26 protein-coding genes and 1 pseudogene are annotated in these 25763 nt (G+C 66.2%); 12 read left to right on the forward strand and 15 right to left on the reverse strand.

Annotated elements, in window-relative coordinates:
- Window positions 1–429: 429 nt before the first annotated feature.
- The 4 genes from CVM52_RS07760 to CVM52_RS07775 form a co-directional block, all read right to left on the reverse strand.
- Entirely contained in the window at window positions 430–1239 is an 810-nt protein-coding gene (locus CVM52_RS07760; RefSeq protein WP_100161938.1) for a metal ABC transporter permease, read from the reverse strand.
- Window positions 1236–1973: an ATP-binding cassette domain-containing protein gene (locus tag CVM52_RS07765; protein ID WP_100161939.1), complete on the reverse strand. Its 738-nt coding sequence runs from the start codon at window positions 1971–1973 to the stop codon at window positions 1236–1238. Before CVM52_RS07765 ends, CVM52_RS07760 begins: the two co-directional genes overlap by 4 nt.
- Before the next feature lie 287 nt (window positions 1974–2260).
- The gene (locus tag CVM52_RS07770; protein ID WP_100161940.1) at window positions 2261–2722 is read right to left on the reverse strand and encodes a DNA polymerase III subunit chi; all 462 of its coding nucleotides are present in this window, start codon (window positions 2720–2722) and stop codon (window positions 2261–2263) included.
- Window positions 2723–2726: 4 nt separating this feature from the next.
- A complete protein-coding gene (locus CVM52_RS07775) occupies window positions 2727–4202 on the reverse strand; it encodes a leucyl aminopeptidase (RefSeq protein ID WP_100161941.1) in 1476 nt (491 codons plus the stop codon).
- Between the two features lie 168 nt (window positions 4203–4370).
- On the opposite strand from CVM52_RS07775, the gene lptF reads away from it, so the two are divergent.
- From lptF to rsmA, 6 genes are read left to right on the forward strand one after another with little or no spacing between them, the layout of a single operon-like run.
- Entirely contained in the window at window positions 4371–5504 is a 1134-nt protein-coding gene (gene lptF / locus CVM52_RS07780; protein ID WP_100161942.1) for an LPS export ABC transporter permease LptF, read from the forward strand.
- Window positions 5501–6601: an LPS export ABC transporter permease LptG gene (lptG, locus tag CVM52_RS07785; protein WP_100161943.1), complete on the forward strand. Its 1101-nt coding sequence runs from the start codon at window positions 5501–5503 to the stop codon at window positions 6599–6601. Before lptF ends, lptG begins: the two co-directional genes overlap by 4 nt.
- Window positions 6598–8730, forward strand: a complete 2133-nt coding sequence (locus CVM52_RS07790; protein ID WP_100161944.1) for an LPS-assembly protein LptD — start codon at window positions 6598–6600, stop codon at window positions 8728–8730. Before lptG ends, CVM52_RS07790 begins: the two co-directional genes overlap by 4 nt.
- Window positions 8721–9974: a peptidylprolyl isomerase gene (locus tag CVM52_RS07795; RefSeq protein WP_240620895.1), complete on the forward strand. Its 1254-nt coding sequence runs from the start codon at window positions 8721–8723 to the stop codon at window positions 9972–9974. The genes CVM52_RS07790 and CVM52_RS07795 overlap by 10 nt, the downstream gene beginning before the upstream one ends.
- Window positions 9971–10933: a 4-hydroxythreonine-4-phosphate dehydrogenase PdxA gene (pdxA, locus tag CVM52_RS07800; RefSeq protein WP_100161945.1), complete on the forward strand. Its 963-nt coding sequence runs from the start codon at window positions 9971–9973 to the stop codon at window positions 10931–10933. The genes CVM52_RS07795 and pdxA overlap by 4 nt, the downstream gene beginning before the upstream one ends.
- 4 nt (window positions 10934–10937) lie before the next feature.
- Window positions 10938–11792 carry a 16S rRNA (adenine(1518)-N(6)/adenine(1519)-N(6))-dimethyltransferase RsmA gene (gene rsmA / locus CVM52_RS07805; protein WP_100161946.1) on the forward strand — a complete coding sequence of 285 codons (855 nt, stop codon included), beginning with the start codon at window positions 10938–10940 and terminating at the stop codon, window positions 11790–11792.
- An 86-nt stretch (window positions 11793–11878) separates the two neighbouring features.
- Here rsmA and CVM52_RS07810 read toward each other — a convergent pair whose 3' ends face one another.
- The 3 genes from CVM52_RS07810 to prfA all read right to left on the reverse strand — a co-directional run bounded on the left by CVM52_RS07810 (window position 11879) and on the right by prfA (window position 14599).
- Window positions 11879–12487 (reverse strand): DUF4167 domain-containing protein, encoded by a 609-nt coding sequence (locus tag CVM52_RS07810; protein WP_100161947.1) that lies wholly within the window; start codon window positions 12485–12487, stop codon window positions 11879–11881.
- A gap of 235 nt (window positions 12488–12722) precedes the next feature.
- Window positions 12723–13553, reverse strand: coding sequence for a peptide chain release factor N(5)-glutamine methyltransferase (prmC, locus tag CVM52_RS07815; protein ID WP_100161948.1), 831 nt, complete (start codon window positions 13551–13553; stop codon window positions 12723–12725).
- Entirely contained in the window at window positions 13550–14599 is a 1050-nt protein-coding gene (prfA, locus tag CVM52_RS07820) for a peptide chain release factor 1 (protein WP_100161972.1), read from the reverse strand. The genes prmC and prfA overlap by 4 nt, the downstream gene beginning before the upstream one ends.
- A gap of 61 nt (window positions 14600–14660) precedes the next feature.
- Between prfA and CVM52_RS27665 the strand changes: the two genes are divergently transcribed.
- Window positions 14661–14948 (forward strand): hypothetical protein, encoded by a 288-nt coding sequence (locus CVM52_RS27665; RefSeq protein ID WP_240620896.1) that lies wholly within the window; start codon window positions 14661–14663, stop codon window positions 14946–14948.
- 9 nt (window positions 14949–14957) lie between these two features.
- Here the strand turns inward: CVM52_RS27665 and CVM52_RS27670 are convergent.
- From CVM52_RS27670 to CVM52_RS07840, 4 genes and pseudogenes are all read right to left on the reverse strand, one after another.
- Window positions 14958–15305: pseudogene (locus CVM52_RS27670) on the reverse strand (DUF1499 domain-containing protein); the annotation flags it as partial.
- 52 nt (window positions 15306–15357) lie between these two features.
- Entirely contained in the window at window positions 15358–16305 is a 948-nt protein-coding gene (gene speB / locus CVM52_RS07830; protein ID WP_100161949.1) for an agmatinase, read from the reverse strand.
- The gene (gene speB / locus CVM52_RS07835; protein WP_100161950.1) at window positions 16302–17264 is read right to left on the reverse strand and encodes an agmatinase; all 963 of its coding nucleotides are present in this window, start codon (window positions 17262–17264) and stop codon (window positions 16302–16304) included. The genes speB (CVM52_RS07830) and speB (CVM52_RS07835) overlap by 4 nt, the downstream gene beginning before the upstream one ends.
- A 2-nt stretch (window positions 17265–17266) precedes the next feature.
- Complete coding sequence (locus tag CVM52_RS07840) at window positions 17267–18436, reverse strand: M20 aminoacylase family protein (protein ID WP_100161951.1); 1170 nt, start codon at window positions 18434–18436, stop codon at window positions 17267–17269.
- Between the two features lie 64 nt (window positions 18437–18500).
- Here CVM52_RS07840 and mazG point away from each other — a divergent pair, with 64 nt between their 5' ends.
- The gene (gene mazG / locus CVM52_RS07845; RefSeq protein ID WP_100161952.1) at window positions 18501–19337 is read left to right on the forward strand and encodes a nucleoside triphosphate pyrophosphohydrolase; all 837 of its coding nucleotides are present in this window, start codon (window positions 18501–18503) and stop codon (window positions 19335–19337) included.
- Window positions 19338–19406: 69 nt separating this feature from the next.
- Here the strand turns inward: mazG and CVM52_RS07850 are convergent, their stop codons facing one another.
- Window positions 19407–20285: a hypothetical protein gene (locus CVM52_RS07850; RefSeq protein WP_133119809.1), complete on the reverse strand. Its 879-nt coding sequence runs from the start codon at window positions 20283–20285 to the stop codon at window positions 19407–19409.
- A 78-nt stretch (window positions 20286–20363) separates the two neighbouring features.
- On the opposite strand from CVM52_RS07850, the gene CVM52_RS07855 reads away from it, so the two are divergent.
- A complete protein-coding gene (locus CVM52_RS07855; RefSeq protein ID WP_100161954.1) occupies window positions 20364–21305 on the forward strand; it encodes a nucleoside hydrolase in 942 nt (313 codons plus the stop codon).
- Entirely contained in the window at window positions 21302–21751 is a 450-nt protein-coding gene (locus tag CVM52_RS07860; RefSeq protein WP_100161955.1) for a GNAT family N-acetyltransferase, read from the forward strand. Before CVM52_RS07855 ends, CVM52_RS07860 begins: the two co-directional genes overlap by 4 nt.
- Window positions 21752–21766: 15 nt before the next feature.
- Here CVM52_RS07860 and CVM52_RS07865 read toward each other — a convergent pair whose 3' ends face one another.
- Window positions 21767–22270, reverse strand: coding sequence for a GNAT family N-acetyltransferase (locus CVM52_RS07865; RefSeq protein ID WP_100161956.1), 504 nt, complete (start codon window positions 22268–22270; stop codon window positions 21767–21769).
- A gap of 216 nt (window positions 22271–22486) precedes the next feature.
- Here CVM52_RS07865 and CVM52_RS07870 point away from each other — a divergent pair, with 216 nt between their 5' ends.
- Window positions 22487–22759, forward strand: coding sequence for a glucose-6-phosphate isomerase (locus CVM52_RS07870; RefSeq protein ID WP_100161957.1), 273 nt, complete (start codon window positions 22487–22489; stop codon window positions 22757–22759).
- Window positions 22760–22799: 40 nt separating this feature from the next.
- On the opposite strand, the gene eno is transcribed toward CVM52_RS07870, so the two are convergent.
- The gene (eno, locus tag CVM52_RS07875; RefSeq protein ID WP_100161958.1) at window positions 22800–24074 is read right to left on the reverse strand and encodes a phosphopyruvate hydratase; all 1275 of its coding nucleotides are present in this window, start codon (window positions 24072–24074) and stop codon (window positions 22800–22802) included.
- Between the two features lie 188 nt (window positions 24075–24262).
- On the opposite strand from eno, the gene CVM52_RS07880 reads away from it, so the two are divergent.
- Complete coding sequence (locus CVM52_RS07880) at window positions 24263–25336, forward strand: AbrB family transcriptional regulator (protein ID WP_100161959.1); 1074 nt, start codon at window positions 24263–24265, stop codon at window positions 25334–25336.
- A gap of 9 nt (window positions 25337–25345) precedes the next feature.
- Here CVM52_RS07880 and CVM52_RS07885 read toward each other — a convergent pair whose 3' ends face one another.
- Window positions 25346–25759 (reverse strand): Fur family transcriptional regulator, encoded by a 414-nt coding sequence (locus CVM52_RS07885; protein WP_100161974.1) that lies wholly within the window; start codon window positions 25757–25759, stop codon window positions 25346–25348.
- Window positions 25760–25763 lie beyond the last annotated feature (4 nt).

Genomic DNA, 25763 nt, shown 5'->3' on the forward strand with positions numbered 1-25763 from the left:
CCAGTCTGTCGATCTTGCAAGCGCGCCTTTGGGCGACCTGAAACGGCGCGCAGATCGACCTGCACCCCGGTTTCTGCCGGCGTTGACCGAGACGCGGTGGACGCGAAAGCCGCAGCTCCGTCTTGCGGAATGACGCCCTGGCGCTTGCGGCGCGCGACAATCTCGGCACGGTTGATTGGGGCGTAGCTATACACGCCGGTGGCACCAGGGCCAAGCCAGTCGACCTTTCTTCGACCCTTGCAAAGATAAGAAGGCGAGGGCCGGCAAGACCCCGGTTGGGTCACCGGCGACATGTTGGGCATTTCCGGTGCCACACCCCTGGAGCGGTTCTCGCGGTTGCGCACTCCTGACCAGCACCGGCGGGGCCGATGCCCTCCTTCCTCGCAGGACAAAGCCACCCCACCAAAAGGGCGCGCCGCGAAACAGGTGTCAGCCGCCGCGCCCCCGGCCCGACATGCCCGCGATGCTGACCGACAGCGCGAACAGCACCGCGACCACGCAGACGATGGTGGGGCCGGTTGGGGTGTCGAAATGATAGGACGCGCGCAGCCCTGCCAGCACCGAAAACCCGGCCACGCCGATGGCGACCAGCGCCATGCCCTCGGGCGTGCGGCTGAACGGCCGGGCAGCGGCGGCGGGGATGATCAGCATGGCGGTGATCAGCAGCGCGCCGACCACCTTGATCGCCACCGCCACGACGATGGCCAGCGCCAGCGTCAGTACCAATTGTTCGCGTTTCGGATCGATGCCTTCGGAAAACGCCAGATCGGGGTTCAGCGTCGCGGTCAGCAAATGGCTCCAGCGCCATGCGATCAGCCCCAGCACCAGTGCAGCGCCACCCCAGATCACCGCGAGATCGGGGGGCATGACCGCCAGGATGTCTCCGAACAGATAGGCCATCAGGTCGATGCGGATGCCGGACAGGAACGACGCCGCGACCAGGCCAAAGGCGAGCGCCGAATGCGCCAGCACCCCGAGCATGGTGTCCAAGGCAAAGCCGCGCCCGCTGAGCGCGGCAACGGTCAGCGCCATGCCCAGTGACACCACTAGAACCCCGGCAAAGATCGAGGTTGAAAAGGCCAGCGACAGCGCCACCCCCAGAATCGCGGCATGGGCGGTGGCGTCACCGAAATAGGCCATCCGCCGCCAGACCACGAAGCACCCCAGTGGCGCTGCGGCAAGGGCCAGGCCCAGCCCCGCCAGTGCCGCGCGGATCATGAAATCGTCCAGAAAGGTCATTGCGCTTCCGTTTCGGGTTCGGCGTGGCCGTGATGATGGTCGTGGTGATGGGCATAGAGCGCCATGGTGCCCTGCGTCCCGGCGCCAAACAGCGCCCGGTATTCGGGTGCCGAGGCCACCTGCTGCGGCCCGCCCTGGCAGCAGATATGCTGGTTCAGACAGATCACCCGGTCACTGGCGCTCATCACCACGTGCAAATCGTGGCTGACCATCAACACGCCGCAACCGGTCTCCTGGCGCACCGCTTCGATGCGCTGGTAAAAGGCGGCAGTGCCAGGCTGATCCAGCCCCTGTGTGGCTTCATCCAGCACCAGCAGTTGCGGCCGGCCCAGCAGCGCGCGGGCCAGCATCACCCGCTGGAACTGGCCGCCCGACAACACGTTCATCTGGCGGTCCGCAAGGTCGGCGATGCCGGCCTGCGCCATCGCCGCGCCGATCTCGGCACGGTCGATTTTGCGATGCAGTCCCATCAGCCGGGCAACCGTGATCGGCAGGGTCGGATCGATATGCAGGCGCTGGGGGACATAGCCGATGCGCAGCTGCTTCTGCCGCACCACCTTGCCGCTGCTGGGCGCAAGCGAGCCGATCAAAACCCGCAGCAGCGTCGACTTGCCCGACCCGTTCGGACCGACAATCGTGACGATCTCGCCCGCCTCCAGGCCGATCGAAACATCGTCCAGCACGGTGGTGCCGGCGAACCGGACCGAAACATTGTGAAAGTCGAACAGCCTCATGCGGCCTGCCCCTTGAAGTGTTCCTGCCGGGAGGTAATGCCCATATCGTCAGCCCTGCATTCAATTCGCCAGGCTAGAACCGATGTCCTCATCGACTCCGCCAACCCGGCTCGAAGCGTGATAACATAACAATCTCGAGGTCGAAGGCAACAACAGATGAAGCATAACGTCAGGAGAAAGCGCCAATTGCGGGGAGCCGCGAGCCAGGGTCTCGACCGCAGGCGCGCCCTGCCGATCCCGGCCGGCACCGCTGGAAATAGTCACGCCCGTGCCCTGCCTGCAGCCGGTCAGCCGCTTTCGGCCTTTTTCTCCCACCGGCCGGATTCCTCGGACCAGTATTGCGCCGCGCAGCCCGCCTGGGTCAGCGCCCGCCACTGGCCGCGCGCGCGGTCGACCGCCGCGGCGTCGTTGCCGTCAAACAGCACGCAAACCCGCTCCAGCCGCGTCACCTCGTCCGGGGCGACCTCGGCCCCGTCCACCGCCATCAGGCAGACTGCCCGGTTGGGCAGGTCCGGTGCGGTGGTCAGCAGGACGGGCTGGTCGGCGTCATGTTTGCCCCCGGCCAGCCCGTGCGGCAGAAACCCGTCTTCCGGGCCCAGCCACAGCCGCTCGTCCAGCCATTCCATCCGCCCCGCATCGGTGCCGCGCACCGCAACGCGCCAACCGGCGGCGCGCGCCTTGGCCAGAAGCTGCGGCAGCGTGCGTTCCAGCGGACCGCGGGTCAGATGATAGAACAGGGCGGCGCCCAAGGTGTCAGCCCTCGAACTTGTCCGCCACCAGCCGGTTCAGCGCCGCAACGCCCCAGCCGGTTGCGCCCTTGGGGGCAAAGGCGGTGTCGGACTTGACCGAGGCGACCCCTGCAATATCCAGGTGGATCCACGGCACCTCGTCCTTGACAAAGCGCTTGAGGAACTGCGCGGCGGTCACCGACCCGGCGGGGCGGCCGCCGACATTCTTCATATCGGCGATGCGCGATTTCAGCTGATCGTCATAGCCCTGCCCCAGCGGCATCCGCCAGGCGCCCTCGCTTTCGGCCTCGGCCGCCTTGAGGAATGACGCGCAGAAGGCATCGTTATTCGAAAACACCCCGGCATTCTCGTGCCCCAGGCCGATGATGATCGCCCCGGTCAGCGTCGCCAGATCGACCAGACCGGCGGGCTGGAACCGGTCCTGCGCGTACCAAAGCACGTCGCACAGCACCAACCGCCCCTCGGCATCGGTGTTGATCACCTCGACCGTGTCGCCCTTCATCGTCCGGATCACGTCGCCGGGCCGGGTGGCATTGCCTGACGGCATGTTTTCCACCAGGCCGACCAGGCCCACCACATTGGCCTTGGCCTTGCGCAGCGCCAGCGCCCGCATCACCCCCGACACCACCCCGGCGCCGCCCATATCCATGGTCATGTCTTCCATGCCGGCGGCGGGTTTCAACGAGATGCCACCGGTGTCGAAGACCACCCCCTTGCCCACCAGCGCCAGCGGCGCAGCGCCCTCGTCACCGCCCTTCCACTGCATCACCACCACCTTGGACGGGCTGTCCGAGCCCTGCCCGACGCTCAGCAGCGTGCGCATGCCCAGCTTGTCCAGCTCGGCCTCGTCCAGCACCTCGACCTCCAGGCCCAGCGCGGTCATCTCGGCCAGCCGGTTGGCAAATTCGGTTGTGGTCAGCACATTGGCGGGTTCGTTCACCAGGTCGCGGGTGAAATGCACACCCTCGGCCACCGCCAGCAGCGGATCGGCCGCGGCACTCATCTCGGCGGCATTGGAATGGCAGATCACCACCGGTTCCGGCGCCTTGCCAGCGTCATCGGCGGTTTTATGCGCCTCAAAGCGATAATCGCGCAGCGCCAGCCCCAGCGCCAGGTTGGGTGCGGATTTCAACGATCCGGCCATGACCAGCACCGGCTTGCCACCCTTCAGCTTGCCCAGCGCCGCGCCGGCCTTGCGCGCCTGGACCGCGCTGGCATTGCGCGGCAGCACCAGCACGTCCAGCGCTTCGGCCGCCAGGCCAACCGGCCATTCCAGCGTCAGCACCTCGCCCGGCTTTACCTTGGAAAACCGTTCGCTTTCCATGAAGCGCATGATCGCGCCCTTGCTGAGCCGATTGGCGCGGCGGGCGGCCTGATCCAACTTGCCATCCGGGGTGACGATCACCACGACGCGGCCCTTGGCGGCAGCGATCTTGTCGAGGTCGATCTCTTCGAACCGGATGGGGGTCAGGCTGGTCATCTGTCGTGCTCCTTGATCCATTCCGACCAGACCTAGCGCGTGCCGCAGAACTTGACCAGCCGCCGATTGCGGCAGGCCGCCGGTCGCGGGCGCGCCCGATTGTTCTGCCCTTGCGATTGCTTTAGGATCGGTCGAAACAACACGATCAGAGGCATCGGGGGAACGGCAGTGTCACGCTACGACAGATATGTGCTGTCGCAATTCCTGCTCTTCTTCGGATTCTTTGCACTCGTCCTGGTGGCGGTGTTCTGGATCAATCGCGCCGTCGTGCTGTTCGATCGGCTGATCGGCGACGGCCAGTCGGCGCTGGTATTCCTGGAATTCACCGCGCTGACCCTGCCCAACCTGATCCGCATGGTGCTGCCGATGGCCGCCTTTGCCGCCGCCGTCTATGTCACCAACCGGCTGAAGGCGGAAAGCGAGATCACGGTGATGCAGGCCACCGGCTCCAGCCCCTGGCGGCTGGCGCGTCCGGCGCTGGGATTCGGCCTGCTGACCGCGCTGATGATGAGTGTGCTGACCCATTTCCTGCTGCCCGCCTCGACCAGCCAGCTGGCCCAGCGCGAAGTCGAGGTGTCGCGCAATGTCACCGCGCGGCTTCTAACCGAAGGCAGCTTTCTGCATCCGGCGCCGGGTGTCACCTTCTACGTCCGCGAAATCGGTGCCGATGGCACGCTGAACGACGTGTTCCTCTCGGACAACCGCAACCCCGAGCAAAGCGTCAATTATACCGGCAGCCGCGCCTTCCTGATCCGCGAGGACGGCCAGATCAACCTGATCATGGTCAACGGGCTGGCGCAGCGGCTGGACACCGAGAACCTGACGCTGTCGACCACGGTGTTCCAGGACTTTTCCTATGATATCAGCAATATGGTTAAAACCGATGAAAGCCGCCCGCGCAATATCCGCGCCATCCCCACCGGCGAGCTGCTGACCGGTCAGGCCGCGATCGTCGAGAAAGAGAATTACAGCGAGGGCCAGTTGGTCGAGGAACTGCACCAACGCTTTGCCCGTGCCGCCATCTGCGTGGCGGTGGCGCTGATCGGGTTCTCGACGCTGATGCTGGGCACGTTTTCCCGCTTTGGCGTCTGGCGGCAGGCGGGGATCGCCTTTCTGCTGCTGATCCTGCTGGAAGGTCTGCGCGGCGTGGTGTCGGAACCGGTGCTGACGGCACCGCATCTCTGGCCCCTGCTCTACCTGCCGACGGTGCTGGGCCTGGCGGTGTCGGCGCTGTTCCTGCGCTTTGCCTCGCGCCCGCTGCCGCGCCTGCTGCCCCGGCGCAGAACGGAGCCGGCAACATGAGGCTGGATCTCTATTTCGCCCGCCGCTTCATCCAGAGTTTCCTGATGATCGGCGTGGTCTTCCTGACCCTGATGATGCTGATCGACATGGTCGAGCAGCTGCGCCGTTTCGAAGGGATCGAGCTGGGCTTTGGCAAGCTGTTCCGGCTGATGCTGCTGAATACGCCGTCGGCGATCAAGGACATCCTGCCCCTGCTGATGATCCTGTCGACCATCGTGCTGTTTGTCGGGCTGGCCCGCAGCAGCGAACTGGTGGTGACGCGGGCCGTCGGCCGCTCGGGGATCCGGGCACTGGTGGCCCCCGGCGCGGTGGCGCTGATCATCGGAATCCTGGCGGTGACCACGCTGAACCCGATCGCGGCGGCGACCTCGAACCGCTATCAGCAACTGTCCGATATCTACCGCACCGGCGGGCCGCAGGTGCTGTCGCTGTCGGACGAAGGCTTGTTGCTGCGCCAGGGCGGCGCGCAGGGCCAGTCGGTGATCCACGCCACGGCCTATGGCAGCATCGACCCGATCGAACTGTTCGATGTGACCATCATCAGCTATGACCCGAATGGCGGGCCGGTGCGCCGGATCCATGCCGAAAGCGCCCGGCTGGGCACCGATGCCTGGCTGCTGCAAAGCGCCAAGGTCTGGACCCTGGCCAGCGGCATCAACCCGGAAGCCACCGCCGCCCGTCATGACACTCTGTCATTGCCCACGACGCTGACCCAGGACCGCATCCGCAACAGCCTGGGCCGGCCGATGGGCGTGTCGATCTATGACCTGCCCGACACCATCCGCGCGCTGCGCCAGGCCGGGTTTTCCAGCCGCAAGCACGAGGTCTGGTACCAGGTCGAACTGGCGCGCCCGCTGTTCCTCATGGCGATGGTGCTGGTCGGCGCGGCCTTCACCATGCGCCACACCCGGTTTGGCGGCACCGGCCTGGCGGTGCTGATGGCGGTGATGCTGGGCTTTGCGCTGTATTTCATCCGGAACTTTGCCCAGATTCTTGGTGAAAACGGGCAAATCCCCGTGGCGCTGGCCGCCTGGGGACCACCGGTCGCCTCGCTGTTTCTGACCATGGGCCTATTGCTGCACGCGGAGGACGGATGAGGCGGCTGATTATTGCAACTTTGGCCGCTTTCGCCCTTCTGGCCCTGCCGCTGAACGCCCAGACCTCGGACGAGGAGGAACAGGGCCCGGCGGTTCTGGTCGCGGACAGCGTCTATATCACCCCCGACCGTACCCTGGTGGCGGAAGGCAATGTCGAGGCGCTGCAGGGCGAAACCCGCCTGCGCGCCAGCCGCATCAGCTTTGACCAGCGCGCCGGCACGCTGACCGTCGAAGGGCCGATCCGGCTGGACCAGGGCGGCAGCATCACCATTCTGGCCAGCTATGCCGAACTGGACCGCGACCTGCAGAACGGGCTGCTGACCGGCGCGCGCATGGTGATGGACCAGCAATTGCAGCTGGCCTCACTGCAGATGACCCGCGTCGGCGGCCGCTATACCCAGCTGTACAAAACGGCAGTGACCTCGTGCCATGTCTGCGATGACGGGCGCCCGCCGCTGTGGCAGATCCGCGCCCGCAAGATCACCCACGACCAGGAGGAACAGCAGCTCTATTTCGAGGATGCGCAATTCCTGATCCTCGACGTGCCGGTGCTGTATTTTCCCGGCATGCGCCTGCCCGATCCGACGCTGAACCGCGCCACCGGGTTCCTGGTGCCCTCGGTGCGGACCACCTCGCAGCTGGGCACCGGGGTCCGGGTGCCGTATTTCTTCCGGCTGGGCGATCACGCCGACCTGACGCTTGCCCCCTACCTGTCCTCGAAGACCTCGACGCTGGACTACCGCTATCGTCAGGCCTTCCGCAAAGGCCGGATCACGCTGGAGGGCGCCCATACCCGCGACGACCTGGTTCCGGGCGAGACCCGCGGCTATCTGTTCGGGTCGGGCTATTTCGAATTGACCCGGGGCTATCGTTTGGACTTCTCGCTGCAGACGGCCAGCGACAACGCCTATCTGGTGGATTACGGCCTGGATGACCTCGACCGCCTGCAAAGCGAAGTGTCGGTCAGCCGCTACAAGCACAACGCCGCCTTCCGCACCCGGCTGATTTACTATGACAGCTTGCGGGACACCGATGATGACAGCCTGCTGCCGACACTGGTCTTCGATTCCACACTGGAGCGGCGCTATTTTCCCCGCGCGATCGGCGGCGAGCTGCGCCTGGGCATCGACCTTCACCAGCATAACCGGACCTCGAACCTTGATATCCTGGGCCGCGACATCGGCCGCGCCACCGCCGATCTGAGCTGGTTGCGCAGCTGGATCCTGCCCGGCGGGCTGCGCGCCGATGGCGAACTGGGCCTGGCCGGCGATGTGTTCCGGATCGAGCAGGACAGCAATTTTGAAGGCAATGTCGCGCGCGCCACGCCGCGTGCGGGCTTCCGGCTGAGCTATCCGATGCTGCGCACCGAAGGCTCGGGCGCGACGCAGTTGCTGGAACCGGTGGTGCAGATCGGCTGGTCGGAAATCCACGGCTCGGACGTGCCCAATGACGAAAGCACCTTTGTCGAATTCGACCGCGGCAACCTGCTGTCGCTGTCACGTTTCCCGGCCGAGGACCGGCGCGAGGACGGCCAGGTCGTGGCCTATGGCATCAACTGGGCACGCTACGGCGTGCAGGGCTGGGAAACCTCGGCGACGCTGGGCCAGGTCTGGCGCGACACCGCCGACCCGGATTTCACCCAGACCTCGGGCCTGTCCGGCACCAGCTCGGACGTGCTGGTGGCGGCGCAGCTGCGGTATGATCGCAAGCTGGCCCTGACCGCGCGCATGTTGCTGGACGGCGCGTTCAGCTTTTCCAAGGCCGAACTGCGCGGTGATTGGACCGGCAACCGTGCCCAGCTGAGCGGAACCTATCTGTGGCTGGGCCCGGATGCGGCCGAATCCCGCAGCCAGGAATTGTCCGAAATCTATCTGAACGGCGGCTATGACATCAGCCCCTCCTGGGAGGCGAGCGCCAATCTGCGCTATGACGTCTCGGACGACCGGGCGACGCGCGCCGGGGTCGGACTGGTCTATCGTAACGAATGTGTGACGGTGGATTTGAGCGTCAACCGGCGCTTTACCTCGTCGACAAGTATTGAGCCCACGACGGATTTCGGGTTTACCATCGCCCTGAGCGGATTTTCCGTTGACGCGGGACCAGAAACATACAGGCGATCATGCAGCTGAACACGCGTAACTTGTCCGGGCCCGGTTTGCCCGTTTTTCTCGGCGCTTTCGCGGCGCTGTTGTTGATGTTTGCCCCGGCGCCCCGCCCGCTGCATGCGCAAAGCCTGTTTTCCCCGGCAATCACCGTGAATGACGAGGTGATCACCAATTTCGAACTCGAGCAGCGCATCCGGTTCATGACCCTGCTGCGCGCCCCCGGAGACCCCGAGGAGCGCGCGCGCGAAGAGCTGATCGATGACCGGTTGCGCAACCAGGCGGTCCGCGACGCCGGCATCACCGTCACCGACGAACAGGTCAATGTCGGCATCGAAGACTATGCCGCGCGCACCCAGCTTTCGACCGCCGCGTTCATCGACGCGTTGGGCGAAGGCGGCGTGGCGCCGGAAACACTGCGCGACTTCATCCGCACCAGCCTGGGCTGGCGCGAATTGGTGCGCGGCCGCTTCCTGAACCAGGCCCGCCCGTCGCAGGAAGAGGTCGATCGCGCGCTCAGCCAGGACCAGAGCAGCGGCGGGGTCAGCGTCTCGCTGGCCGAGGTGATCATCCCGATCACCCCCGAGACCCTGGGCCAGGCCGAGGAACTGGCCCGCCAGATTTCCGACATTCAGGATTACGCCACCTTTTCTGATGCCGCCGCCCGGTTCTCGGCGGCCCCGACCCGCGACCGGGGCGGCGATCTGGGCTGGCTGGCGCTGAACACGCTTCCGCCGGCGCTGCGCCCCACGATCCTGGAACTGACGCCCGGCGAAACCAGCGCACCAATCCCGCTGCCCAATGCCATCGCGGTGTTCCAGATGCGCGGCATCCGCGAATTGCCGGTGCCGGCACCGCGCTATTCCACCATCGACTATGCCGCCTATTACATTCCCGGTGGCCGGTCGCCCGAGGCGCTGGCGACGGCGGCCGAGATCGCCTTGCAGGTCGACCGCTGCGACGATCTTTATGGCATTGCCCAGGGCCAGCCGCCCGAGGTGCTGGACCGCGAAAGCCGGGCGCCGGGCGAGATCCCGCAGGACATCGCCCTGGAACTGGCCAAGCTGGATCCGGGCGAAACCTCGGCCACGCTGACCCGTGCCGATGGGCAAACCCTGGTGTTTCTGATGCTGTGCGGGCGCACCGCGGCGGTGAACGAAGCCGCGTCGCGGGACGATGTGGCATCGGCGCTGACCGTGCAGCGCCTGGAAAGCTTCGCCGAAAGCTATCTGCAGCAGCTGCGCGCCGACGCCCTGATCATCGAGCAATGACCGCGCCCATCGCGCTCAGCTGCGGCGAGCCTGCGGGGATCGGCCCGGAACTGGCCCTGCGCGCCTGGCAGGTGTTGCGCGACTCCTGCCCCTTTGTCTGGATCGGCGACCCGCGCCACCTGCCCCCGGACAGCCCGGTGGCAGAGCTGGACGACCCCGCCCAGGCCATGGATGCCAGCGCCACCGCGCTGCCCGTCCTGCCGCATCGTTTCGCCGCGCCCGCGACGCCCGGCATCGCCGATCCGCGCAATGCACGTGGCGTGATCGAGGTGCTGGAACGCGCGGTTGGGCTGGTGCAATCCGGCGCCGCCGCAGCGCTCTGTACCGCGCCGATCCACAAGAAGGCGCTGATCGACGGCGCCCAATTCGCCTATCCCGGCCATACCGAGTTTCTCGCGGCACTCGCCGGGGTGGAGCGGGTGGTGATGATGCTGGCCTCGGACCAGCTGCGGGTGGTGCCGGCCACCATCCATATCGCGCTGGCACAGGTGCCGCAGGTCCTGACCCCGGCCCTGCTGCGGGCGACCATCGAGATCACCGCGCGCGACCTGACCCGCCGCTTTGGCCTGGCCCGGCCGCGGATCGCGGTTGCCGGGCTGAACCCCCATGCCGGCGAAGGCGGCGCCATGGGCGGCGAGGAGCTGGACTGGATCGCGCCGCTGATCGCCGAGCTGGCCGCCGAAGGTCTGCAGATCACCGGCCCCCACCCGGCCGACACGCTGTTTCACGCGGCGGCCCGCGCCCGCTATGACGTGGCGGTGGCGATGTATCACGACCAGGCGCTGATCCCGATCAAGACGCTGGATTTCGACCGCGGCGTGAACGTCACCCTGGGCCTGCCTTTCATCCGCACCTCGCCCGATCACGGCACCGCCTTTGACATTGCCGGCAAGGGGCTGGCCAACCCGTCCAGCCTGATCGAGGCGCTGAAGCTGGCACAACGGATGGCGGCAGGCTGAAGCGATGAGCGCGATCGACACCCTCCCCCCGCTGCGCGCCGTGATCGCCACGCATGGGCTGTCGGCGCGCAAGGCGCTGGGGCAGAATTTTTTGCTGGATCTCAACCTGACCTCGAAAATCGCCCGGCAGGCCGGCGACCTCGCGCAATGCGACGTGCTGGAAATCGGCCCCGGCCCCGGCGGGCTGACCCGCGGGTTGCTGGCCGAAGGTGCGCGCAAGGTGCTGGCGGTCGAGAAAGACGCCCGCTGCCTGCCGGCGCTGGCCGAGATCGCCGCGGCCTATCCCGGCCGGCTGGAGGTGATCCACGGCGACGCGCTGGAGGTCGACCCGCTGGCGCATCTGACGCCGCCGATCCGGATTGCGGGCAACCTGCCCTATAATATCGGCACCGAACTGCTGGTGCGCTGGCTGACGCCGAAGGCCTGGCCGCCGGTCTGGGACAGCCTGACACTGATGTTCCAGCGCGAAGTGGCGGAACGGATCGTGGCTCGGCCGGGCAGCAAAAGCTATGGCCGGCTGGCCTTGCTGGCGCAGTGGCGGGCCGAGGCGCGCATCGTCATGTCGCTGCCGCCCGAAGCGTTTACACCGCCGCCAAAAGTGTCCAGCGCGGTGGTGCATCTGACCGCCCTGCCCGAGCCGCGCCACCCGGCCGATCCGGCAATCCTGTCGCGCGTGGTTGCGGCGGCGTTCAACCAGCGGCGCAAGATGCTGCGCGCCTCGCTCAAAGGCCTGGCACCGAATATCGCCGACATTCTGGAACAGGCGGGAATCGCCCCCACCGACCGGGCCGAGCAGATCCCGCTTGAGCGGTTTTGCGCGCTGGCGCGTCTGCTTGAGGATCAGGCAGCAAAGCCTTAGCAATACGCGGCTTTTGCCGCTGCTATTGGCGCGGCGATGAAGCCCCGGAGCACCCTCCGGGGCTGCGCCCTGTCTGGATTTGGAGGTTACTCGGCCGCTTCGGGCGCGCCGCTATCCTCGGCAGGGGTGTCGGCCTTGGCAGCAGCGTCAGACGCCGTGCTGGCCTTTTTCGGGGATTTGGTGGTCTTGCGGGTGCGGGTCGAGGTCTTGCGGGCCGGTTTCTTGGGCGCGCTCTCGGGGGTTTCCACCAACCCGCTATCCTCTTCGGCAGCCCCGCTATCGGCAACTTCCATGGCATCCGGCTGAACCGCCGGCTCTTCGGCCGCTGCGGCCGGTTCCGGCTGTTCCGGTTGCTCGCGTTCCTGGCGCTCGGCGCGTTCGCGATCACGTTCGGCCTGGCGCTCGCGGTTCTGGCGTTCCTGCTCTTCCCGGCGCTGTTCGATCTCGCGCTGGGCCTGGCTCAGCATGCGCAGGTAATGCTCGGCATGCTGCTGGAAGTTCTCGGTGGCGACCCGGTCGTTGCCCAGTTGCGCGTCACGCGCCAACTGGTTGTATTTGTCGATAATCTGCTGCGGCGTGCCCCGGACCTTGCCTTCCGGACCGGAACTGTCGAACACCCGGTTGACCACATTGCCACCGGACGTACCTTTGCTGCGGTTCGATTTCGAACGCGAACGTGATTTCGATGATCTCATGTACTTATTGTTAGCCTTATGCTCGCTGTCTTCTGATCCGTTTGACGCCTCTTGCGTTCAGGAAATTCGCCGGATCGTGGACTTTTGGGCTTGGCGTCGCGCGGGAGCTGCAAGAGCATCCACCGAAGCAACACTATTGAGAAAACATTTTTGGAGCGAACAGACAAGGGGGAGCGCGCATTTTTTCCGCCCTTTTCGCTTGAATTGAACTTTTTTCTCCCCGTTTCAGAAGCAATCAGGCCGCGCGGGCCCGAATGACCCGGTCGCGCCCGTCCAGGTCGGCGATGGCACCGATGTCGCGTAACCCCGCCTGGGCCAGCAGATTTTGCACCGCCGCCGCCTGTGTCGGACCGATTTCCAACAGGATCCGCCCGCCCGGCGCCAGATAGCCGATCAGCCCGTCTGCAATCCGCCGATAAGCGCCCAGCCCGTCCCCTTCATCGGTCAGGGCGATCCGCGGTTCGTGCCGGCGCACGTCCTCGTCCAACCCCTCCCATTCGGCGCGGGCGATATAGGGCGGATTCGACACGATCAGGTCGAACTGCCCGGTCACCGCGGCAAACCAGTCCGACCGCTGGATCGACGCCCGCGCCTGGACCCGGTGCAGCACCGCATTGGCACTGGCCTGCAGGCAGGCCGCCTCGGAGATGTCGACGCCGATGCCGCGCGCGTCCTGCCGCTCGGCCAGCAAGGTCACCAGGATGCATCCCGACCCCACGCCCAGATCCAGAACCCGCGAAAACGGCTCGGCCAGGGCCGCCTCGATCAGGGTCTCGGTCTCGGGGCGCGGATCCAGCACCTCGCCGCTGACCTTGAAGCGGCGGCCATAGAATTCGCGTTCGCCGATCAGGTGCGAGACCGGCACGCGGATGGCCCGCAGAGCCACCAGCTGTTCGAACCGTTCCTCGATCTCGGGCGACAGGTCCTCGGGCGCGATCAGGGTGACCCGTGTCGCATCGACCCGCGCCGCATGGGCCAGCAGCACCCGCGCATCCCGCGCCGGATCGGCAACCCCGGCGGCGCGCAGCCGCGCGGCGGCGGCGGCCATGGCCTGGGCCGCGGTCATGAGCCCATCTCGGCCATCTGCCGGGCCTGGGAATCGGTGGTCAGCGCATCGACGATGTCATCCAGATCGCCTGCCATCACCTGGTCCAGCTTGTACAGCGTCAGCCCGATGCGGTGATCGGTCAGCCGGCCCTGCGGGAAATTATAGGTGCGGATACGTTCCGAGCGGTCGCCCGATCCCACCTGCGCCGCGCGGCTGGCCGACCGTTCGTCATGCGCGCGCTGGCGTTCCAGGTCGAACAGCCGGGTCTTCAGCACCTGCATCGCGATTTCGCGGTTCCGGTGCTGCGACTTTTCCGAACTGGTGACCACGATGCCGGTGGGCAGATGGGTGATCCGCACAGCGGAATCGGTGGTGTTCACATGCTGGCCGCCGGCCCCGGAGGACCGCATCGTATCGATGCGCAGATCGTTCGGGTCGACCTGCACATCCACATCCTCGGCCTCGGGCAGCACCGCCACGGTCGCCGCCGAAGTGTGGATGCGGCCACCGCTTTCGGTGGTCGGCACCCGCTGCACGCGATGCACGCCGCTTTCGAACTTGAGCCGGGCAAACACGTTGTCGCCGGTGATCCGGGCGATCACCTCCTTGATCCCGCCCAGCTCGGTCATCTGCTGTTCGATGATGTCGACGCCCCAGCCGCGTTCCTCGGCATAGCGCTGGTACATGCGCAGCAGGTCGCCGGCGAACAGCGCCGCCTCGTCGCCGCCGGTGCCGGGGCGGATCTCGAGGATCGCCGGGCGGCTGTCGGCCTCGTCGCGCGGCAGCAGCGCCAGTTGCAGCGCATGTTCGGCCTCGGGCAGCCGAGCGCGCAGCACCGGCAACTCTTCCTCGGCCAGAACCTTCATATCCGGATCGGCCAGCATCGCTTCGGCCTCGGCCAGGTCGCTGCGCAGCCGGCGCCAGGCGGCGATCTGGTCGACCACCGGTTTCAGGTTGGAATATTCCTTGGCCAGCTTGGCGATATCGCCGCGGCCATCGGCCATCGCCGCTTCCAGATACTGGAAACGCTGGATGATCTGTTCAAGGCGGTCTTCGGGCACCATCCGCGCGGTGTCTTCCATCGAAACAGTTTGGTCAAGGGTCGCAATGTGCTAAGATTATAACATGACACGGGTTCTGCTGATCCTGCTTATGCTGTCCACCCCGGCCCTGGCCGATGTCACCGGACCGGGCGGCAAGACAGTGGACTGTTATTGCACCGACAAATCAGGCTCGCGGGTGGAACTGGGCGAAACCATCTGCCTGCAGGTCGATGGCCGCATGTTTATGGCGCAATGCCAGATGTCGCTGAACGTGCCGATGTGGCGCGAGGTGCAAAAAGGCTGTTTGTCCTCCGGTTTGCAAAGCATCGATCCACTGCTCGACGCGGGCCCGGTTTATTCCAAGATCTGAGCGGCCAAAGCGCAACCGTGCGAAGATGCGCAGGGTGTCGCCCTGCTGCTGCACCGTGGTGTAATCGGGAAAGCCCAGCACCCGCGAGCGGGTGACATAGGTCACGTGGCCGTCGACCACGCTGCCGGCCAGACGGGTGGTGCGCGGCGTTGCCCGGATGATCGCATCCAGCTGGGCCAGCGCCTGGGGCCCGGCCTCCAGCACCCGTTCGACGCCGCCGTCAAAATCGCGATTGCCGTCGAAGTCCAGCCGGACATGCCAGTGCGCCGGATCGTTGGGGGCCAGCCGCACATAGCCGTCCGCCACCACCGCCACGCACAGCAGGATCCAGCCTGCCAGGACGATCCGCTTCATCATTGCGCCGATCTCCGTTCCATGCACCAAGGCTACAGGCGCGGTGGGTCGGTTGTCAGTGCGGCGTAACGCCCGGCAGGATACAGAGCATCTCGTAGAGCAGATTGGCAGCGGTCAGCGCGGTATTGCCCGACGGGTCATAGGGCGGCGACACTTCGACCAGGTCGCAGCCGACGATATTTGCACCCGCCAGCGCCCGGATCAACTGCAGCGCCTGCGCCGTGGTCAACCCGCCGATCTCGGGCGTGCCGGTGCCGGGGGCATAGGCCGGGTCCAGACTGTCGATGTCAAAGCTGACATAGACCGGCAGCGTGCCGATTTCGGCGCGGATCTGCTGCCCCAGCTTGTCCAGCGGCTTGCCCCACAGCTCGTGCGCCTGAAAGATTTGAAAGCCCCAGCCCTGCGCCTCGGTAAAGTCGGTGGCGGCATAGCCGGTGCCGCGCAGCCCGACCTGAAACACCTTGTCGGCGCGGATCAGGCCCTCTTCATAGGCGCGGCGGAAGGTGGTGCCGTGACATTCGCGTTCGCCGAACATCTGGTCATTTACATCCGCATGGGCATCGACATGCAGCAGCGCCACCGGCCCGCTTTTTTTTGCGATGGCGCGCAGCACCGGCAAGGTCAGCGTGTGATCGCCCCCCATCGCCAACGGAATCAGGTCATGGGCGAGGATCTGGTCGTAACTTTCGGAGATGATACGAATCGTGTCGGCCAGGTTGAAGGTGTTGATCGCCAGATCACCGATATCGGCAACCTGCAAACGGTCGAACGGGGCCGCCCCGGTGGCCATATTATAGGGCCGGATCATCGCGCTTTCGGCGCGGATCTGCTTGGGTCCGAACCGGGTGCCCGACCGCCACGAGGTGCCGATATCCATCGGGATGCCCAGGAAGGCCACGTCCAACCCGGCCAGATCGCTGGCCTGGGGCAGCCGCATGAAGGTATTGGGGCCCGAAAACCGCGCCAACTCGTTGCCGCCCAAGGGCTGGTTGAACCCGGTCATGCCCGCAGCGCCCAGCCCAGCAGACAGCAGATCTCGACCGCCACATGCGCCCCGGCAATTGCGGTGGCACCGGTGGTGTCAAAGGGCGGCGACACCTCGACCACGTCACCACCCTTGAGGTTGACGCCGGCCAGCCCGCGCAGCATCGCCGCCGCCTGCGCGCTGGTCAGCCCGCCCCAGACCGGCGTGCCGGTGCCAGGGGCATAGGCCGGGTCCAGCGCGTCGATGTCGAAGGACAGGTAGGCCGGGTGATCGCCGACGATCTGGTGCACCCGCGCCACCACCTCTTCGGGTCCGATCAGGTGCACCTCGGGCGCGTCGATGATATGCACACCCAGCGTATCGGCATTGGTGGTGCGAATGCCGATCTGCACCGACCGCGCCGGATCGACCAGACCCGATTTCACCGCCTTGTAGAACATGGTGCCGTGATCGACGCGCGCCATGTCGTCATCCGGCCAGGTGTCGGAATGGGCATCGAAATGGATCAGCGATAGCGGCCCGTGTTTCTCGGCCATCGCCCGCAGAATCGGGAAGCTGATATAGTGATCGCCCCCCAGCGTCAGCGGCGCCGCCCCGGCCTGCAGGATGCCGCGGATATGGTCGGTCAGCCTGCCGGGAAATTCCGGCACATTGGCATAGTCAAACGCCAGATCGCCGTAATCGGCGATGGCGCAATCCTCCAGCACGTTGAAGGGCCAGCCATAGGGCGGATCGACCGCCTGCAGCGCGCTGGCCTCGCGAATCGCGCGCGGTCCCAGCCGGGTGCCGGGCCGGTTGGTCACCGCCTGGTCGAAGGGCACGCCGGTCACGGCGATATCGACCCCGGCCAGATCCTTGGTATAGCGCCGGCGCAGGAACGAGGTGGCGCCGCCAAAGGTGTTTTCGAAACTCAGCCCGCGCAGGTCGCTGCGGGTGAACGCATCATCCACACGGGTCTTCGCGTCTTCCAGTGCCATGTCTACCCCGCTGCCAGCGGCTGTGCCCGTTCCACCAGCCGGGCAAAGAACGAGGCGCCGACCGGCGCCACCTCGTCGTTGAAGTTGTATTCCGGGTGATGCAGCCCGGCGCCCTCGCCCTGGCCCAGGAACAGATAGGCGCCCGGTCGGGCCTTGAGCATATAGGCGAAATCCTCGGCCCCCATGCGCCGGGGTGAGTCGTCGCTCACCCGCGCCGGCCCCGAGATCTCGCGCGCCACCTCGGCGGCAAATGCCGCGCTGTCGGCATCGTTGATGGTGGGCGGATAGCCCTGGAGATAGTCCAGTTCAACCTCGACCCCGAAACTCATCGCATGGCCCTGCACGATCTCGCGCATCCGGTTGCGCACCATGCGCTGCACCTCCAGGTCGAAACTCCGCACCGTGCCGTTCAGGAAGGCGGTGTCGGGGATGACATTATCGGTGGTGCCGGCATGGATCTGGGTGACCGAAACCACCAGGTTGTCCAGCGCATAGGCGTTGCGGCTGACGATGGTCTGAAAGGCCTGCGCGATCGCCACCGCCGCGACCACCGGATCGCGGGTGGCATGCGGCATCGCGCCATGGCCGCCAACGCCCTTGATATGCACGCGGAATTCATCAACCGCCGCCATGATCGGCCCCGGCGTGGTCAGGAACTCGCCCGGCGCATATCCCGGCGCATTGTGCAGCGCATAGACCTGCGAGATGTCGAACCGGTCCAGCACCCCCTGGTCCACCATCACCTCGGCGCCGCCGCCGGTTTCCTCGGCCGGCTGGAAGATCAGCGCCACGCGGCCGGTGAAATTCCGCGTCTCGGCCAGGTAACGCGCCGCGCCCAGCAGCATGGTGGTGTGGCCGTCATGGCCGCAGGCATGCATCTTGCCGGGACGCGCGCTGGCATAGTCCAGCCCGGTCGCCTCGGCGATCGGCAGCGCGTCCATATCGGCGCGCAGCCCGATGGTGGGCCCGTCGCCCTGCCCCCGGATCAGCGCCACGATGCCGGTTTTGGCAAAGCCCTCGTGGATCTCGTCGACGCCGAACTCGCGCAGCCGCGCGGTGACGAAGGCGGCGGTGTCATGACAGTCCTGCCCCAGTTCGGGGATGCCGTGCAGGTGTTGTCGCCATCGGGTCATATCGCCCGAAAACTCGGCAATGCGGTTGACGACGGGCATGGGCTGGACTCCTTGGCCGCACAATGGGACCAATCCATCAGACACCGGAAAAGAGGCCGCCGCAATGCCCGATGACGCCCTGATTCACGACCGCGACGCCGGGATCGACCGGCTGCTGCAGATCATGCGCCGGCTGCGCGATCCCGAAAGCGGCTGCCCCTGGGATATCGAGCAGGATTTCGCCACCATCGCGCCCTATACCATCGAAGAGGCCTACGAGGTCGCCGACGCCATCGAGCGCGGCGCCTGGGGCGAGCTGGAGGGCGAACTGGGCGACCTGCTGCTGCAGACGGTCTATCACACCCAGATGGGCGAAGAGGCCGGCCGATTCTCTTTCCAGTCGGTGGTGCAGGCGATTTCCGACAAGCTGGTCGCTCGGCACCCGCATGTGTTTGGCGACGAAACCCGCGAAAAATCCGCCGATCAGCAAACCCGCGACTGGGAAAAGATCAAGGCCGCGGAACGCGCGGGCAAGGCGCAGAAAGGCACGCTGGACGGTGTTGCCATCGGTCTGCCGGCGCTGCTGCGCGCGCTGAAACTGCAGAAACGCGCGGCGCGGGTCGGCTTTGACTGGCCCGATGCCAGCCATGTGCTCGACAAGATCACCGAAGAGGCGCAGGAACTGGCCGAAGCGTGCGACCACCTGGGCCCCGACGAGATCGAGGAGGAATTCGGCGACCTGCTGTTCGTGATGGCCAATCTGGGCCGGCATCTTGGGGTCGATCCCGAAGCGGCGCTGCGCCGCGCCAACGCCAAGTTCGTCCGCCGGTTTGAAGGGATCGAGGCGCGGTTGGCTGAAATGGGCAAGCGACCGGAGGACAGCGACCTGGCCGAGATGGACGCGCTGTGGGAGGCGGTGAAGGCTGCGGAGCGGTCAAAAGCGGCAAGCAGCGAAGATTGAACGCCTGAGCGCCGCCTGCCCGCCCAAGCGGCGCAGCGACGGACCGGCCGCCCGGCCGACCGGCGGTCTTCAGCCGAACACCACCCCGTCCAGCGCCGCCACCCGTTCCAGGTCATGTGTATAGCGCGTGCGCAGTGCCTGCTGCTCGGTTTCGGAAAACGCGGCCACGCCGCGCGCGGTGCGATCCCCGGCATGGCGCGCCAGCACCGCCTTCCAGTCCTCGCGCGACAGGCTTTCGCCCGCACCATAGCGGCTCTGCAATTCGATCAACGCGGCATCGGTGGCGCTGACATTGACCGCCTCAAGCGGTTCGTCCAACGCCGCTTCGGACAGGTCGGGCACCAGGCGGGCCAGCAGCGACCGGCTGTCGCCGCGCGCGGCATAGTCCAGCACCGTCAGCCGCCGGGGTTTCAGAATGTCGCGGAACTCGGCCACCAGCTCGGGCCAGCCGCGATCCATTGCCAGGAAATGCGGCACCAGCTGCGCGAAGGGCGTGACCGGGTTGTCCTCGGCCCGCTTGCGATAGGCCGACACGAACAGCTGGTCATAGGGCCGCAGGACGTAAAGCAGGTGCGCGGGCGGCGCCTCCAGCGCCGCCGCCAGCGATTCGAGCCGGCGCGCCGAGGCGGGAAAGAACTGGCCGTCGTAGAAATGGATCATCCGCCCGGGAATGTTCTCTTCCGAAAGGATCAGCGCGCGGTCGGGATCGGGGCTCAGCTCAGCCAGGTGCGCCCGCAGGCTTGCCGCGAAGTCCGGTACGCGCCTGGCCCCGTGGCGCGGCCCCGGCAGTTTCAGCCGCAACGCACCGCCGGGCACCCCGTCGCGGCCGGGATAGGCCAGATCATACCCGTTTGCCTCCAGACCGGCGCGATTGCGCGCCAGGCACATCTGGAATGAGCTCGACCCGGTGCGATGGGCGCCGGCATGGATGAAAACGGGCTTGGTCATGGCGCCGACCATGTCGCGCATTCGGGCGCTGGACAAGCCCGGCCGGGCTTGCGACTGTCGCGCGCCGAAGGAGAGCGCATGAGTCCCCGAAAAATCATCATCGACACCGACCCCGGACAGGACGACGCCGTCGCCATTCTGCTGGCCCTGGCCAGCCCCGACGAGATCGAGGTTCTGGGCATCACAGCCGTGGCCGGCAACGTGCCGCTGGCCCTGACCGCGCGCAATGCCCGGATCATCTGCGAACTGGCCGGGCGGCCGGATATGCCTGTGTTTGCGGGCTGCGACCGCCCGCTTAAACGCCCGCTGGTCACCGCCGAACATGTGCATGGCAAGACCGGGCTGGACGGTCCGGATCTGCCGGAACCCACCATGCCGCTGGCCGATGGCCATGCTGTCGACTTCATCATCGACTGCCTGCGCAGCAACGCGCCCGGCAGCGTGACGCTGTGCCCGTTGGGGCCACTGACCAATATCGCCACGGCGCTGCAAAAGGCGCCGGATATCGCCGCGCGGATCGGCCAGATCGTGCTGATGGGCGGGGCCTATTTCGAAGTCGGCAACATCACGCCGGCGGCCGAGTTCAACATTTATGTCGACCCGGAAGCCGCGGATATCGTGTTCAAATCCGGCGTTCCGCTGGTCGTGATGCCCCTGGATGTCACCCATCAGGCGCTGGTCACCTCAGCGCGCAACGACGCCTTCCGCGCGATTGGCACGCCGGTGGGGCTGGCAGTGGCACAGATGACCGATTTCTTCGAACGCTTCGACAAGGAAAAATACGGCTCGCTTGGCGCGCCGCTGCACGATCCTTGCGTCACCGCCTATCTGATCGATCCCGAATTGTTCACCGGGCGCCATATCAATGTCGAGATCGAAACCGGATCAGACCTGACCCTGGGCATGACCGTTGCCGATTGGTGGGGGGTGACCGACCGCGCCGCAAACGCCACGTTCATGGGCGGGATCGACGCCGATGGGTTCTTTTCACTTCTGACCGAAAGGCTGGCCCGCCTGTGACCACCGCCCTACACCTTGCCCGGCCGGACGATTTCGACCGGCTCGACGGCCTCGTCGCCGCCTTCCACGCCGAAGCCGGTTTCGAGACCGAAGCCCGCGTCCGCCAGGCCGCGCTTGCGCCGCTGCTGGATGGCAGCCCGCATGGCGTGGCCTATCTGATCGGCCCGGCCCGTTCGCCCATCGGCTATATCGTGATCTGCTTTGGCTGGTCGGTCGAGTTCGGCGGCATGGACGGGTTTGTCGACGAGATCTACCTGCGCCCGGCGGTGCGTGGACGCGGCATCGCCAGCGAGGTTCTGAACGCCCTGCCCAAGGCGCTGGCCTCGGCCGGGCTGCGGGCGTTGCATCTGGAAGTGGAACGCAACGACAGCAAGGCGGTGAAACTCTATACCCGCGCCGGATTCAAACCGCGCCAAAGCTATATGCTGATGAGCAAGAAGCTCTAGCCCACCGCGCCGGGCCTAAAGGTCGCGGCCGAAAAACAGCAGATGCTCGGCAAAATCCTCGGGCGGGTCGTAGAAGGGTTCGATCTCTTCAAAGCCCAGCCCCCGGTATAGCGCGATCGCCTCGGTCAGCCGCGTTGTCGAATCCAGCACCACCCGGCGATAGCCTTGCGCCTTTGCTTGGTCCATTGCCGCAAGGCATATTTTCCGCCCGGCGCCATGTCCGCGCGCCGCATCCGACACATAGACCCGCTTGATCTCGGCGATACCGGGGGCAACCTCGTGGGTCATGCCGCAGCCCACCACGCGGCCCTCCAGATCGGCGACGACGATGCTCCCTTTGGGCGCGCGATGCAGTTCGGGCAGCCGGTCCAGCAGGTCTTCGAACCCATCTTCGGCGTAATAGCGCGCCAGGAATTGCGGATGGTCCGGCCAGCGATCGGCCAGCAAGGCGCGATAGGCGCGGCACAACATCCGCACCGCCGCGAAATCGGCTTCGGTTTCGGCCAGCCTGATCTGCATCGCGTCCCCCACAGTGTTGACCTAACCTTATACGACAGCCTCGACTTCGCCAAAGCCATGCCGGCAGCGGGACTGACGGCGGGAGTTTGCCGAGTGCCAGCACCGCCTGCATTCTGGTCATGCAAGCGCCTGACAAAGCCCTAGGTTACGCCGCAGGGCAAAGACCCACTGTCCGGCACAGGCCGGGCAAAACCAGAATGGAAAGAGGAAGTGATCATGAAGACCTGGATTATCGGCATCGTCGGCGCAGTGGCCTTGGCGCTCGCCGCTTGCGACACCATGACCCCCGAGCAGGAAGCCGCACTGGGCGCTGCCGCCGGCGCCGGCGCCGGCCTGCTGCTGGCCGACGCCTTCGATGCCAATTCGAACTGGACCGTGGTTGCCGCCCTGAGCGGTGCGGCCGCCGGGACGCTGGTGGCCCGCAACAGCGCCAGCGGCAATTGCGCCTATGCGCGCGGCGACGGCACCTATTATTCCGCGCCCTGCTAAGGAACGGTGACGGCCGGTGGCGGCAATGCCGCCACTGGCCTTATTTCAGGATCGACCGCCCGGCATATTCCGCGGTTTCGCCCAGCGATTCCTCGATGCGGATCAGCTGGTTGTATTTCGCCAGCCGGTCGGAGCGCGCCAGCGACCCGGTCTTGATCTGACCGCAATTTGTGGCGACCGCCAGATCGGCGATGGTGGCGTCCTCGGTTTCGCCCGAGCGGTGGCTCATCACATTGGTATAGCGGGCGCGATGGGCCATATCGACGGCCTTAAGCGTCTCGGACAAGCTGCCGATCTGATTGACTTTCACCAGCATCGAGTTGGCACAGCCCTTGGCGATGCCCTCGGCCAGACGCTTGGGATTGGTCACGAACAGATCGTCACCGACCAGCTGCACCTTGGCCCCCAGCGCGTCGGTCAGCGCCTTCCAGCCATCCCAGTCATCTTCGCTCATCCCGTCTTCGATCGAGATGATCGGATAATCGGCGACCAGCGCCTGCAGATAGGCGGCGTTTTCCTCGGGCGACAGGGTTTTTCCTTCGCCGGCCAGCACATATTTGCCGTCCTTGAAGTATTCGGTCGCCGCGCAATCCAGCGCGAGATAGATGTCCTCGCCCGGCTTATAGCCGGCCTTCTCGATCGACTTCAGGATGAAATCCAGCGCCTCGCGGGTCGAGCCCAGCTCGGGCGCGAAACCGCCCTCGTCGCCCAGCCCGGTGGACATGCCAGCGCCCGACAGCTCTTTCTTCAGGGTGTGGAACACTTCCGAGCCCATGCGCACCGCCTCGCGGATACTGTCCGCGGCCACCGGCATGATCATGAATTCCTGGATGTCGATCGGGTTGTCGGCATGTTCGCCGCCATTGATGATGTTCATCATCGGCACCGGCAGCATCCGTGCCGAGGTTCCACCGACATAGCGATAGAGCGGCTGGGTGGTGAAATCGGCCGCCGCCTTGGCCACCGCCAGCGACACGCCCAGGATGGCATTGGCGCCCAGCCGGCCCTTGTTGTCGGTGCCGTCCAGCTCGATCATCGCCGAATCGACGGATTCCTGCTCGGTCGCGTCAAAGCCCACCAGCATGTCGGCAATTTCACCATTGACCGCCGCAACCGCTTCAAGCACGCCCTTGCCCAGGTACCGGGCCTTGTCGCCGTCGCGTTTTTCCACCGCCTCGTAGGCGCCGGTCGACGCGCCCGAGGGCACTGCCGCGCGGCCCATGGTGCCGTCTTCCAGGATGACATCCACCTCGACCGTGGGATTGCCCCGGCTGTCGAGGATTTCACGCGCGTGAATGTCGATGATGGTGCTCATTTGTTCTGTCCCTCCGAACGAGTCACCGCCTCTTACCGGGCTGCAGGCGGCAGGAAAAGGGTTGAGGCCATCCGGGGGCCGAATCCGGTGCAGATCGCGGCACAGTCACCGCGAAAAGCCCGAATTATTCAATCCTGCCCACACCGGCCCCGCTTCCCCCCGGCGCCGGGATCAACTAAGCCCGGGATATGAACGCCTTACCGGACATTTCCACCCTGCGCGCGACCCTGACAACGCTTGCCATCAGCGCCATCGGGGCCGCCCTGGCATGGCTGCTGTCGATCCCCGCACCGGTGCTGACCGGTCCGGCGACACTGGTCAGCCTAGCCAGTCTGGCGGGGCTGCGCACCGAGATTGCCCCGGCGGTGCGCGAAATCTGTTTCGTCGTGCTGGGAGTCGGGATCGGTGCCGGTTTCACCCGGTCGGCCGGCTCGGCGATCCTGACCTGGCCGCTGGCCTTCGTGGCCCTGGGCCTCGGGCTGGCCGCCACCATGCTGATCTGCCGGTTCGTGCTTGAGCGCGGCTTTGGCTTCGACCGCCGCACCGCGCTGCTGGCCTCGGCGCCCGGGCATATGAGCTTTGTCATGAGCCTTGCGGCCGATACCCGCGCGGATGTGGGCCGCGTCGCGGTGGTGCAAAGCATCCGGCTGCTGGCGCTGACGCTGTTGGTGCCGTTTGCGGCGCTGGCGATGGGCTTTCCGGCGATCCATATCGGCATTGCCCCCGAACGTGCCCTGACGCCGCTGCCCTTCCTGCTGCTGGTGGCTGGTGGCGGGGCGCTGGGCCTGGTCCTGCGCCGGTTTCGCACGCCCGCGCCGACGCTGCTGGGCGGCATGATCGTTTCGGGCCTGACCCATGTGACCGAACTTGTTCCCGGCGCGGTGCCCTCGGTGGTGCTGGTTCCCGCCTTCGTGGTTCTGGGCGCCCTGATCGGCAGCCGGTTTTCGGGGATGAGCCTGACCACGCTGAAACTGTCCCTGGGGGCGGGCGTGGCGGCAACCTTGGTCGCCGCGATCATCGCAGCGCTGACAGCGGTTCCGGTGGCCGCGGCGCTGGGGTTCCCCCTGGCCCATGTGCTGGCCGCCTTCAGCCCCGGCGGGCTGGAGACGATGATCGCGCTGGGGGCGGCCCTGGGGGCCAATCCCGGATTCGTCACCGCCTGCCATGTGATGCGGCTGCTGATCCTGTCGGTCATGGTGCCGTTTTTTCTGGGCGGGCGTCAGCCCTCAGAGGTGCCACAGCCGGACCAGGAACGCCACTGACCTGCGGGCTCAGCCCTTCTTGCGCGGCACCCCGTAGAGTTCCATCCGGTGCCCGCGCAGATCATAGCCCAGCTTGGCGGCGATCTTTTCCTGCAGCTCTTCGATCTCGGGATCGACAAATTCGATCACCTCGCCGGAATGCAAATCGATCAGGTGGTCGTGATGGTCGCGCATCGCGTCTTCATAGCGGGCGCGCCCATCGCCGAATTCCAATCGCTCAAGAATCCCGGCCTCTTCGAACAGCTTGACGGTGCGATAGACGGTGGCGATGGAAATGCCGTCATCGATCGCGCTGGCGCGGCGATACAGTTCTTCCACATCAGGATGATCGCTGGATTCTTCCAGCACCTGCGCGATCACCCGGCGCTGCCCGGTCATGCGCAGGCCCTTGGACTCGCAGCGTTCAGTGATCGTATCCGCCATCGCC

Source organism: Pseudooceanicola lipolyticus, assembly GCF_002786325.1.
GTDB classification, from domain to species: Bacteria; Pseudomonadota; Alphaproteobacteria; order Rhodobacterales; family Rhodobacteraceae; genus Pseudooceanicola_C; species Pseudooceanicola_C lipolyticus.